12 protein-coding genes are annotated in these 11902 nt (G+C 68.6%); 4 read left to right on the top strand and 8 right to left on the bottom strand.

Features of this window, described 5'->3' with window-relative positions:
- The 3 genes from ON43_RS38225 to ON43_RS46570 all read right to left on the bottom strand — a co-directional run.
- Positions 1–1249: tetratricopeptide repeat protein (locus ON43_RS38225; protein WP_051179880.1), on the bottom strand; the 1249-nt coding region annotated here is incomplete at its 3' end.
- A 1-nt stretch (position 1250) separates the two neighbouring features.
- On the bottom strand, positions 1251–2315 hold the full coding sequence (locus ON43_RS38220; protein ID WP_040815575.1) for a hypothetical protein: 1065 nt from the start codon (positions 2313–2315) through the stop codon (positions 1251–1253).
- Positions 2312–3973, bottom strand: a complete 1662-nt coding sequence (locus ON43_RS46570; protein ID WP_245568960.1) for a hypothetical protein — start codon at positions 3971–3973, stop codon at positions 2312–2314. The genes ON43_RS38220 and ON43_RS46570 overlap by 4 nt, the downstream gene beginning before the upstream one ends.
- A gap of 130 nt (positions 3974–4103) precedes the next feature.
- Here ON43_RS46570 and ON43_RS38205 point away from each other — a divergent pair, with 130 nt between their 5' ends.
- Positions 4104–4673, top strand: a complete 570-nt coding sequence (locus ON43_RS38205) for a lipoprotein LpqH (protein WP_040815574.1) — start codon at positions 4104–4106, stop codon at positions 4671–4673.
- 124 nt (positions 4674–4797) lie between these two features.
- On the top strand, positions 4798–5583 hold the full coding sequence (locus tag ON43_RS38200) for a hypothetical protein (protein WP_040815573.1): 786 nt from the start codon (positions 4798–4800) through the stop codon (positions 5581–5583).
- A 65-nt stretch (positions 5584–5648) separates the two neighbouring features.
- Here the strand turns inward: ON43_RS38200 and ON43_RS38195 are convergent, their stop codons facing one another.
- Genes ON43_RS38195 through ON43_RS38185 form a run of 3 tightly spaced genes read right to left on the bottom strand, consistent with a single transcriptional unit; the run spans position 5649 to position 7977 of the window.
- A complete protein-coding gene (locus tag ON43_RS38195) occupies positions 5649–6215 on the bottom strand; it encodes a YbhB/YbcL family Raf kinase inhibitor-like protein (protein ID WP_040815572.1) in 567 nt (188 codons plus the stop codon).
- 27 nt (positions 6216–6242) lie between these two features.
- Positions 6243–7121 (bottom strand): CE1 family esterase, encoded by an 879-nt coding sequence (locus ON43_RS38190; protein ID WP_051179878.1) that lies wholly within the window; start codon positions 7119–7121, stop codon positions 6243–6245.
- 25 nt (positions 7122–7146) lie between these two features.
- Positions 7147–7977, bottom strand: a complete 831-nt coding sequence (locus ON43_RS38185; RefSeq protein ID WP_040815571.1) for a GNAT family N-acetyltransferase — start codon at positions 7975–7977, stop codon at positions 7147–7149.
- Positions 7978–8155: 178 nt separating this feature from the next.
- On the opposite strand from ON43_RS38185, the gene ON43_RS38180 reads away from it, so the two are divergent.
- Positions 8156–8482 carry a hypothetical protein gene (locus ON43_RS38180; RefSeq protein ID WP_157514358.1) on the top strand — a complete coding sequence of 109 codons (327 nt, stop codon included), beginning with the start codon at positions 8156–8158 and terminating at the stop codon, positions 8480–8482.
- Between the two features lie 129 nt (positions 8483–8611).
- The gene (locus tag ON43_RS38175; RefSeq protein WP_040815569.1) at positions 8612–9271 is read left to right on the top strand and encodes a TMEM175 family protein; all 660 of its coding nucleotides are present in this window, start codon (positions 8612–8614) and stop codon (positions 9269–9271) included.
- Here ON43_RS38175 and ON43_RS38170 read toward each other — a convergent pair.
- Both ON43_RS38170 and ON43_RS38165 read right to left on the bottom strand, forming a co-directional pair.
- A complete protein-coding gene (locus ON43_RS38170) occupies positions 9268–10422 on the bottom strand; it encodes an alpha/beta hydrolase (protein ID WP_157514357.1) in 1155 nt (384 codons plus the stop codon). The genes ON43_RS38175 and ON43_RS38170 overlap by 4 nt on opposite strands.
- A 112-nt stretch (positions 10423–10534) precedes the next feature.
- On the bottom strand, positions 10535–11872 hold the full coding sequence (locus ON43_RS38165) for a HEAT repeat domain-containing protein (RefSeq protein ID WP_157514356.1): 1338 nt from the start codon (positions 11870–11872) through the stop codon (positions 10535–10537).
- Positions 11873–11902: the final 30 nt, after the last annotated feature.

Here is an 11902-nt window from a genome sequence, read left to right as displayed (position 1 = left end):
GATTCACGATGCGGCGGTTCCAGTTGTCGCGCTGCGCGCCGTCGGGCAGCTCGTAGCGCACGGCGTCCAGGGCCAAAGCCGCCGGAACCGCGAGATCCACTGCCCGCGGCAGCAATCCGGGCACCTGGGTCACCAGCGGCTCCAGGAGTCCGGCGTGCCAATAGTCGAGCTGGGCGCAGTGCAGGCCGAGACCGCGCACCGCGTAGGTGGCTCGGGCTGCGGCCAGCTCGGCCTCCCCCTCCTCGTACTGCCCTGCGGCAAAAGCGGTAGCGGCCAGGCGAAGTCGCACGTCGGCGGCGTCGATGACGGCCCGCGATTCCTCGAACCGATGCAGCGCCTGCCGATACCGCGCATTCGCCACGTCCACCTGCCCGCGATGCTCGGCGATGAACCCCATGACCTTTAACCCGATTCCGGCCCGATGCGCCACCCCGGCCGCGTCGAAATGCTCCTGAGCGGCAGCCAGCAGTGGCTCCGCGTCATCGAAACACCCTGAGCGCGTGTACATCAGCGCCAGATTCTGCCGTGTCTCCGCGACCCCGGCGACATCCTCGACCGCCTCGAACGCCGCCAGCGCCTGCCCCGCGAATTCGTGGGCCAGCTCCCACCGCCCGGTCTCGAAGTGCGCGGCGGCCAGATTCATCAGCGGATGTCCCGCCTGCTCGGGCCCGAACCGCCGTGCCGCATCCAACGATTCATCCGCGAGATCCAGCGCCCGCCACCACTGCTGCCGATGCAACGCCACCGCGGTGGACGAAACCAAACACGCCAGCCGCAAGTCACCGGGCGCATCCACCCCGCCCAGAACCGCCCGCGCCCGCTCCAACGCCTCTTGCGCCCCCTCGAGATCCCCCAAGTTCTGCAACGCCTGCGACAACCCGATCAACGCCCCCGGATACATCCGAGGCGCGTCGGTCCGCATCTCCCCCAACGCCTCCCGAAACCGCTCCACCGCCCCCGCATGATCCCCCAGCCGATCCATCACCACCGCCACATCAACGAGCGCGCACAGCCGCAGATCCCCCTCCTCGACCTCCACGGCCCGCTCGAAAATCCGCAGCCCCTCCCACAGCTCCCCCCGCCCCACGGCCTCCGCCCCGGCCCGCAACAACGCACTCTCGGCACCGCGTTCGCTCTCGCCCGCCCGCACCCCGCCGGCTTCCGCCGCGCCGCCCGAAACCTGTCCCGCGAACGGAGGATTGCCGTTTCGGTCGGCCGCCACGTTGTCCCCGGTGACGCTGTCCCGCATGTCAGAAGTCCGAATCTCCGGCGGCGGCCGCGATTTCGGCGAGCAGCGGGGCAAACGGGTCGTCATCGGCCGTCGGGATGGCCGCGTCGCGCAATCTGGCCGAAGCGAAATCGCGGATGCGCTGGCGCAGCGCCGCGTCCGGGGAGGTCGCGGTGGGCGTGGGTGTCGCGAAGAGCTCGCCCGAGTCCGGCACCGGGCCGAAACCGGGGACGTGGATGGCGATCCGGACGGCGGAAGACGGTGCGGACAGCGGGTATTCACCGATCCAGGTGTCATCGACGGCCCGCAGCTCGGTGTCCAACTCGTCGCGCCCGGTGTCGATGTGCGCCCAGGGACGCAGATGAGCCGGGAGGTCGGCGGACAAGGCCGGGTGGGCCGCGACGGTGATGGCCACCGTGGTGGTGCCCGCGTCGCGGATGAGCTGCCAGGACACGGCGGACTCGGAGGCGTCAACGAGGCCGGGCGGGCAGCGCCGCCAGTCCCAGCCGCCGGTGCCGCGTGCGAGTACGAGCGTTCCGGCGGCCTGAGGCCCATCCCCGGCGGCCAGGGCGTAATCCGAAGCGCGCAAGGAACTTTCGACGACCGCCGAAAGTGAAGGCACGAGAGCGTCCGCACCATCCACGAAGAACTCGCATTCCTCGGTCAGCGTCGCGATATCGCGATCGAGCAGATCCGAGTCGAGCGCGGCGATGCCGTCCAGAGTGGAAGCAGGCCACCAGCGAGATGCCCAGTGCGCGTACGCAAGTCGCCGGGCACTCACGGCCGCGACGGCGGTGACAGGGGGTGTGGGCGCTTCGACCGGATGCCCTGTACCCGCCCCATCGAGAGCTATCGCGACCGGCTCGCCGTAGATCGCCCACACCCATTCCTGAGCCAGGTCGAGATCGTCGATCATGGCGGCCGGGAGTTCCTGTCCGTCAAGCACATTCCAGACGAGATGCCCGCCGAGCACCTCCAAAACCATGGTGTCGGGACCGGGCGCCATCCCCAAAGCCGCAGGTGCCCCCGCGGGAACGATCCCGTACAGCCCATCGGGATACCGCTGAATCGTGACCGTCGAGTTCATCCCGCCCTCGATTCCCGATCATCGGACTCGACCGCCGCACTCGCGGCCAACGCCCGCTTCACTCGCATCCGGTGGTCCAAAATCACCGACCGCGCCACACCATCGAGCAGATCCCAGAGCTCATCCGCGGCATACACCGAGAACTCCCGCACATCCCGCCCATGCAACCGCGCCCACAACCTCCGCAAATACGGCCGCCAAGGCACCCGCAAATCCGCCGCCACCGCCCCGAGCGGCCCATCGACAGCATCCTCCCGAACCATCATCCGCCGCGCCTGCAACACATACGCCTCCCGCGCCCAGCGCGAGTTGATCAACCGCGCGGCCGCCCCTCCGTCAGCCTCGGAGGCCGGCGCACCACCGGTACCCGCCGTCGCACCCGCGACCGCGCCGACACCGCCGACTTCCTGGCTCCGACCGTTCGCGCGCAGCCCGTCGGCGCCTGGCCGGGGCTGCGGCGTCTCCGCCAAACCGGTTGCAGCGCTGGTTGATCCGACAACCGCACCGACCACCGCGGCGGTGGCGGTGGCCGGGCCCGCCAAGCCGGCCACCGTGCCCAGCAGCCCGGCGGCGGTACCGGTGAGGCCGACCGCGGCTCCCAGCAGTCCTGCGGCCGTGCCGGTCAGCGCGAGTGGCCGATCACCTGTAGCCGTGCGATCGCCGAGGTTTGTCGCCGCGGTGACAGCACTGTCGCGGGGCGACGGGCCGCCCAGCGGACGCAAGGTGACCGCGAGGGCGGCTCCGGCGGCCGCGGCCAGGCGCAGGGACTCGTCCAGCAGTGCCCACGGGGCGCAGGAGCGGGCGATTTCGGCGTCGACCAGTTCGGGTATCGGCGGCAGGTCGGCGCGTTCGCTGGAGGCTTGCAGGACGGTGAAGATGCGCTCGTGGATGGTGCGGTCGAAGGGGAGGCCGAGGGTGGCGGTGGAGGCGGATTCGCCCACCCGGGGCGGTTGCGGGAGGTCATGGAGGGTCAGGCCCAGTTCCTGGGCGATGTCGTTGCGCCAAAGTCGAATTCCGGTGTGGGTGCCCAGGGATGCGGCGATCGCCTCGTCCAGGTCGGCGGTGGCATCTGCGTCGTCGAATCTGGTTGCGGCGCAGGCTTCCAGAAGTTCGGAGAGGGCCTCGGAGTGGTCGGGGACGTCCGTCAGGGGTCGGCGGCGCCAGGCGGTGTGGATCAGGTCGGTGAGGTCGGCGATGCGGGCCGGGTCGGACAGGTATTCCTTCAGGGCCTGCGTGGTGCGACCGGCGGTGAGGCCGTGGATTTCGCGGAGGGCGGCTTCGGCGGTGGCGCGGTCGCGGACCGGGTCGGGCAGGCCGTGCATGGTGGCGAGTTCGAAGCAGCGCTGGAAGTAGAGGTCCTGGGCATTGCCCTCGGTGATGCGCAGTCCGCGCCGGGTCTGTTTGAGCAAGGTGAACCAGGCGGCGGTGGCGCGCAGGACGTCGGCTGCGGCGTGTACACGGGCGGCCAGCAACACCGCGCCGTCGGCGGAGAGCATGGCGCCCGCGCAGGCCGGGTGCTGGACCGGTCGGATGACCAGCGGATCCAGGACCAGCTTGACGGTGCGCCGCAGCGGCCCGCCGTGTGGGCCGCTCAAGGGTTCGACACCGTCGAGGCGGCGCCACACCTCATCCAGCACCATGGCCCGCGGTCGTCGCATTCGCCCAGGTTATCCCGGTTTCGGGGGCCAGCGCGACCCGGAAGTTGGGATCGGTAGGGGCGGTATCGATTCCTACGGTTCTGGCATCGGTTCCACCACGGAGCCAGCTTCACGAGAACGAGGAAAGACCATGAACAGCAAGCCGATCCGCCTGACCACCGCCGTCTTCGCCGCCACCGCCGCGGCCGCCCTGCTGGTCACCGGATGCAGCAGCAACTCCAGCGACTCCAACTCCACGACCACCACCAAGGCCACCAACGCCGCCCCGGCCGGTCCCGAGACCTCCGCACCGGGCAATGCCCCCGCCGGCGGCAGCTCCTCGGCCTCGGTCGACGGCAAGGCCCTGACCGGCAAGTTCGATACCACCTGCGCGAAGCAGGGCGGCAACCTGGCGCTGGCCCTGACCGATCAGAACAACTCCACCTACGGCACCCTCACCGCGAGCGCCACCATCACCGGCACCGACACCGTGCAGGCGGTCGGCATCGCGGGCACCAAGGGCGGCGCCAACGGCCAGCCGTACGCGCTGGGCTTCGGCAACGGCATGCCGGGTGGTTCGGCGAAGGTGACCAAGAGCGGCAACACCTACACCGTCACCGGTGAGGGCGTCGGCGGTGTGGACATGTCCAACCCGATGGCCGGGCCCAAGACCGAGAAGTTCGAGATCGTCTTCGCCTGCAGCACCGTCGTCGGCGGCTAGTCCGACCCGGCAAGGCCGCGGCAATCCGCCCCGGACGCCGGGGCTCCGCTACACCCCGCTCGTGCCATCGGGCATGAGCGGGTCTATCCCTCACGTCCATTCACATCTCCGAACCGGAAAGCACATGAAGAACCAGATCCGCCTCGCCGCCATCGTTTTCGGCATCCTGGCCATCGGCTACTACCTCTGGCACGGCCTCACCTCCGACGATGTCTTCGGCTGGGTCGGCCCGCAGATGGCGCTGCCGATCATCGCCCTGACCGTCATCCCCATCGCCTTCGCCTTCACCGGCGACGGCATCATGTCGGCCTTCACCGGCAACAACAGCTCGCAGTTCCGCAACGGCCTGGTGGGCCTGGGCACCGTGGAGGGTGTCCGCCAGACCGGCGTCTACCTCAACGAACAGCCGCAGGTGCGCATCGACTTCCGGGTCGAGGGCTCCGACGGCAAGGTGTTCCCCTCGCACGCCAAGATGATCGTGCCGCTCACCCAGCTGGCACTGCTGCGCCCCGGCGTGGTGCTGCCGGTCCGCTACCTGCCCGACAACCTGGACAAGGTCGAGGTGGATCTGTCCGGCGACACCTCGGCGGCGCAGGATGCCATGAACGCGGCCATGATTCGCAAGGGCTTCACCACTCCCGCCAAGATCGAGATCGCCCGGCGCGGCGTCGCGGCCCAGGCGGTGGTGCGCTCGCTGAGCGTGCCCGGCGAGATCCGCGACGGCTACTCGCGCCTGGATCTGGTCCTGGTGGTTACCCGCCCCGACGGCAGCACCTTCGAGGCGCGGACCGAGAAGTTCCTGCCCCCGGCCGCGGTCTCGCTGGTCCAGGTCGGCCGGGTGGTGGGCGTGCACTACCTGCCCGGGAACGAACAGGAGGTGGTGCTGTCGCTGCCGGTCAATGCCAACTGATGATCGTCTACAGAAAACTCTGAGCCGCAGGCGCTTTCGCCGGCGGCTCTTCGTCATTTCCGAGCTCAGGGACGCTCGTAGAAGCCGTCGATGCGACCCCGGCCGTGCGCCTTGGCGGCGGCCAGCACCTCGCGCGGTTTGGCCGATTCGGGCGGGCGGCCGCCGGGCAAGGTGAGCGGTTCGGTCAGGGCGAAGAGCTGGAAGACGTAGCGATGCGGCCCATGCCCCGGTATCGGGGCCGGTCCCATATACCCGCGACCCCAGCTCGACCGCAGGATCCGCACACCGGCGGGCGCGGATGCGGAAGCGAGTGCGCCACTGGGCAATCCCTCGATCCCGGCCTCCAGCAGCGCGACCGCGTGCACGAAGGGTCCACCGAACGGCGCGTCCTGATCCTCTACCACCAGCAGCAACTGCGCGGTCCCGGCGGGCACTCCCGACCAGGCCAGCGCCGGCGAGACATTCTGCCCACCAACCCGTTTCATGGCATGCCGGATATCCAGCCGCGACTCGTGCTCGAAGTCACCGCTGGTCATCTCGAACACCCCGCCCTCCCCCAGATTCGGCCGATACCAGGCCAGATCCTCCGCGGCGGCGCGGCGATTCCGCAGCAGTCTGCCGATCAGTGCCATTCCATTCTCCTTGGCGGGTAGTTCTTCTCAGAGTTTGCGGGCTTCCGCCGGAATGAGCAGCGGCTCCGCGAACCGCCAGATCTCCTCGGCGGCATCGAATTCCAGCGAGACGGCCGAACCCGGCGTCCCGGCCCAGCGTTCGGGGACGGGTGTACCCGGCCAGGTGTGGCCGCCGCCGAACACCGTCCATTCCATGACCGCGGTGCCGCCCACGCCCTGGGCGGCGGTGGTGCGGCTGGATCCCTCGGTCGTGATCGTCTCGCCCGGCCCGGCGCACCCGTCGATACCGCGCCAATGCCTGGCGGACTCCGTCAAACCCCAGGTGCCACCGCGCAATTCGCCGTCCGGGCCGCGACGGCGCGAGAAGCCGCCGGTGATGGGCACGGCCGGATCCGCGTCACCGTTCATGAGCAGCGCCGACACCGCGTACCCGGGCGTGATCCCGGCCAGCGCGTCCGGGAACCCGCCGGCAACGGCCGCGAAGACCGCCACCCGATCGCCCGCCGCCACCGCCAGCCGGTGGGACATGAACGCGCCGTTGGAGATTCCGGCCACGACGGCCCGATCGCCCGGGGTGTCGAATCGCGCCGCGCACCAATCGATCACGGCGGACAGGAATGCGACATCGTCCACTCCCGCCGCGTCCGCATCGGTCACGCCTCTCCCGTCCGCCCAGCAGCCGCCCCACCCCTGCGGGTATACGACGCCGATCCCCCATTCGTCGGCGTGCCGCGCGAAACTGGTCCATTCGTACATCAGCGGCTCGGCCGGTGGTTCGGCCATGCCGCTCTGATTGCCGTGCAGTACCAGCACGATCGGCGCGTTCGCGCGGTTCGGCGGTCGCACACTGAACCTCCGGCGCAGGCCGTCGATCGTCAATTCCACTTCGACCAGGTCGGCGGGCACGATGGTTCCTCCTCGGGGTCGTGAATCAGTCGAAGGCGTACATGATTTGGTCGAGGACGGGCTCGAAGCCGATCGCCTGGTAGATCTTGTTCGAGGTCGGATTGCCGAGCTCGGTGTAGAGGCAGACATCGGCGCCCAGGTCGCGTATCACCTGCGCGACGTGCGCGACCAGAGCGGACGCGTAGCCGTGAGCCCGGGTCTCGGGCGGCGTGTAGACCGGGCCGATCCTGGCCCATCCTCGCAGTGGGATCTGGTGCGCAGTCAGGCTCACCGGTCGGCCGTCGTCCTCCCACAGCCACCAGCGGCCCGCCCGGATCCGTGCGCGCAGCGCGGATTCGCTCAGGCCCAGGTGGAAAGCCTCCAATTCGCGAGCCATGGCCGCGACCCACCGCCCGCAGAGCTCGAGATCGGCCTCGGTGGCCCGGCGCGGCGCACCCGGAGCGCGCGGTATGCGCAGCTCACCGAGCCGGTAGAGCCTTTCCGCCAGCACCTGACGCGGGGTCGTGCCGTGCAGCCTGGCCCAGCCCTGCGCGAAGGCGAGGGCGGCGGATTCGGATCCGTCCACATCGCGGATTTCGGGCAGCAGCTCGGCGAAGCGCTCGACCAGCTCCGGGATGGCGCGCTCGGGCACCTCGCCCAGCCACACCCCACGCCCGGCCGTGCGCATGGCGACACCGATCACCTCGTCACCCTCGTGCACCGATGCGAAATACGAGAGTTCCTCAGTGACCGTGAGACCGGTGATCTCGTTCTCCACGACCGTGCACATCACGGTGTGCCGCAAGGGATCCCGCTCCAGGAAGCCGGCCACCCGGGCGCGGAACTCGACCGGGTCGCTGGTGATCTCAATCCGCATACGAACACCGTATAGGTGTTCGAACACACCGCGACTCGTCGATCACGGCCGAATAGCCCAGCGGTCACAAATTTCCCGAAACGGCGTAAACCACCGCCGTTGGTGGTACGCATGGATTAGCCAACAGGTTGCACATTCACTCGCGATAGCACTTCTACCAGCCACGGAAGAAGGAGCGATGAGCGTCAAACGATCGACAGCAACTGCATTGTTAGCGGTCGCGGCCAGCACCCTGATCGCGGCGGGCACGGCGAACGCGGATCCACTCGAGGTGGATCCCGCACCCAGTGTCACGGCCCCCGACACCTCCCAGCCCGTCGATGACCCGGACGTGACGATGCACCAGTGCAACGCCATTCTCGGGGCCCTAGTCGGCGGCGTGATCGGCGGCACCCTGAGCGCCTTCCCCGGCGCCGCGATCGGCGCGGGCATCGGCGCGCTGATCGGCTGGTCGTTGCTCTACCCGCCGGGCCCGCCGCTGGCGTGCTGGCAACCCAACCCCTGATAGCCGGTAACCCACGGTGTGCCACCGGTCCGACCAACCGGTGGCACACCGGCCCACGTCTGTATCCGCGGAGAAAGACGAGGACAGCTCGGGAGAGCCTGTGCGGCAACGCGGTTAGGGTTTCGACCCATGGCTCGATATCACCGCATTGCCGCTCAGGACCTGGGTCGCCTGGCGGCATTGAGCGACGGCATTTTCGCCGTCGCCATGACTCTGCTCGTGCTGGAGCTGCATGTCCCGGCCTCCGAGGCCTGGCACGAACGGCTGTTGTGGTCCGACGGCGCGGTGTCGGCCGAGGAGCCGGTGTGGCATGCCCTCACCCATGTCGGGCCCCAATTCCTCATCTGCTTCCTGGGATTCCTCACCCTGGGCATGTTCTGGATCGGGCAGCAGACGCAGTTGAACCTGCTGGCCCGCGCGGATCGGTCACTGGCGTGGATCCACCTGATGTTCCTGTTCGGCGTGGCCATGGTGCCGTTCGCGACCGCACTGCTGGCGGCATTCCCGCAGTCGCGGTTGGCGTTGCTGGTGTACTGGGTGGATCTGCTGTATCTCGGTCTGGCACAGCTCGCGGGGCTGCGTTACGCGGGGCGGGCCGAACTCTGGGCGGATACGACGACGCCGGAAGATATTGCGGCCATTCGCAATCGGATCGTGGTGGTTCAGGTGCTGTACGCGGTGGCCGTGGCGCTGTGCCCGCTCAGCACCTATCTGAGTATCGGGCTGATTATCGCCTTGCAGATCAATTCCGCTGTGTCGCCGCAGATTCGTCCGCTCAACCGGTTCTAGGGCAGGTGGGTGTGGAGGAAGTCGAGGGCGTCGGGCAGTGAGGCCAGGAACGCGCCGCTGTGGTCCTTGCCGGGGTAGGCGTTGACGGTCACCGTCGCCCACGGGTTTCGGGATTGCAGGGCGGGACCGTAGGCGGGAGTGTCGGTCGGAGGGACGTCGATATCGGCCGTGCCGTAGCCGATCATGAGGTCGGCGGGGACCTTCTCCTGGTAGGAGACAAGGGCTTTGATATCCGATTCGAAGGTCGGCGTGGGCCGGTCCGGATCGGCCACCAGGGCGGCCGGACGGCGGCCGTGCGCCTCGGCGACCAGGTCCGAAAGACATTCGGTGGCAGCCTTTTCCACGTACTCCCTGCCGAATTCGGAGAGATAGGGGGCCACGCTCCCCGGATTCAGTTCCTCCATCGCCGCCAGGTAGTAACCCGCGTAGCCGACCTGGTTGTCGGAGCCGGTCGAACTGCTGCGGAACATCTCGCGCAGGCTCTTGGCGGGGTTGGTGCGCAGGCCGGTGGCGATCACGCCATTGAGTCCCGGTGCGTACCTGGGGTTCTGGGCGTAGAGCGCGGCGGCGCTCATGACGGCGTGCGCGCCCTCGGACTGGCCGACCAGCACATAGTGGCCGGTCAGCGGAACCGGGAGCCCGCGGGCGGCGGTGACGGCGTCGAGTAGGGAGCGGCTCTCGACGGCCGTGTTGTAGTAGCTGAAGTTGCCGCCGGTGCCGAGGCCCTGATAGTCGGGAGCCAGGACGGCATAACCATTGTCGAGAATCTGGTTGAAGTAGTTGCGATTCCGCTCCGACTGCGGGCGGTGCGACGGCGCGCAATCATTGCCGATGCCGATGGTGCCGTGCGCCCACACGACCAGCGGCCAGCCACCGGCGGGCGGCAGACCCGCCGGCAGGTACAGGCCGGCGGTGGCGCGGGCCTGATTACCACGCTGATCGGTGGTCGAATAGGTGAGGCCGAGCGATACCGCCGCCTTGTCGAAAGACCATGCGCTGTCCAGCAATTCGATTCCGCCGATCCGACCGAGATCGGCACTGTCCGCCGTGGCAGGAACGGCCGTCGCCGTCAACGCGGCACACGCACCCACGGCACCCGCTGCCAGCGCGGCGCGCCGGGCGACGACTGCGAAGCTGCGACGAACGACCATGTCCACCACTCCCTTTCAACGGCTCACCGCCCGGTCGCGGCGGGGCCGGACCCGAGGGAGCGCACAACCTCCCGACCATACCGTCTGTTCCGCACCGCGAAGCGGCGGTTGATCACGATTGGTGCGCGGTGTATCGAGCGATGGCAATCTGAAGATGGAGGTTGTCGACGGTGGCTAGCTGCGCGGGAAGAGGCGTGGCGAGCTCGAGCTCGCGCAAAACCCAGAGCAGGGCCGTATGGACGCCCCAGTGGACACCCGGTGGCTCGGCGAGCAGATCGGCGAGGCCGTGAACCTCCCTGACGGCACGAAGCTTCCCCAAAGCGTGAATGGCTTCGTAGCGAACGGCTTCGCGCGGATCGGACCGAACCAGCTCGACGAGCCGATCGGTCGCCGAGCCTTCCGCGTGAGCGACGTAGGCTTTGAGGGCCTCTTGTGCCGCCGTCCCGGTCACGGTGGGCAGGTACCGCCACGCCAGTTCGGCGACAGCGGGATTCGCAGGGAGGAGTGAGAGGTTGTAGATCGCCGACTTGCGGACGTTGGAACTGGTGTCCCCCGTCATACGCATGAGGTCGTCCGTGCGATCCCAGTCGACCAGTGCGGCGCAGCCGATTTCGCGAACAAGCGGATTCGGGTGAGTCGTCAGTCGAGCGGCCGCCCGTTCCCGCTCGTCCGAGTCGTAACCCGTCCAGTCGACCCCGCGCAGAGTCCGCTCGAGCTCTTCCCGATCGGTGTCCGGGTTGTCGAGCAGAGCTATCAAGCCGGGTTCGGGGACCACCGCCGGCCATTGCCGGGAAATGGGCTGACCCCGTTCACTTAGAGTGATCTCCTCCGGCCAGGCCACTAGTTCGCGCACCGGCCGCATCCACTGACGCAGCAGGGCAACGGCTTTCGGGTCTCCTTCGGATGCCGCATCCTCGAATGTTTCGCGCAGGTCTTCGAATGCCTTCGTGGCAGCCTCACCGATTCGCGCGTCCGGATGGGCTCGCAGTTCGGCGACACCACGCAGTACCCGCTGAGTGGCGTAGTACGGCAGCGCCTCGAGTGCCGCCTCGGCTACTTCGAATGTCTCGTCATTCGCGGCAGCCAGCAATCCCGTCTCGGCGGCCGCAGGCTCTTCCCAGAACGACGCCTCGATTGCCGCCCTGCGGACCCGGGAATCACCATGCGACAGTGCGCGCACGAGTAACGGCACGAATTCGGCTTCCCCGTACCCGAAACTCATGGTTCGCAGAGCGAGTGCCTGCGATGGATGCGTATCGTCACCCGCCACGGCGGTCACGATGTCGGCCTCGGCGCGAGTCATGAAGCGCAACGCATGCCGCATGACCACGGGATCTCCACCAGCCCACCAGGTTCGGCATTGTTCGCCGGTGACGGAGTCGTCGAAGCCTTCCAGCACCCGTGAGGCGCGGTCGCGTATCGACTCGGGCAGCGAATCGTCGAACACCATGGCTGTCAGCCGCGGAATCGACCGGTAGTC

This window comes from Nocardia concava NBRC 100430 (assembly GCF_000308815.1).
Lineage (GTDB): Bacteria > Actinomycetota > Actinomycetes > Mycobacteriales > Mycobacteriaceae > Nocardia > Nocardia concava.
Note: the sequence above shows the minus strand (reverse complement) of the source record. Positions and strands in the feature narration are given on the sequence as shown.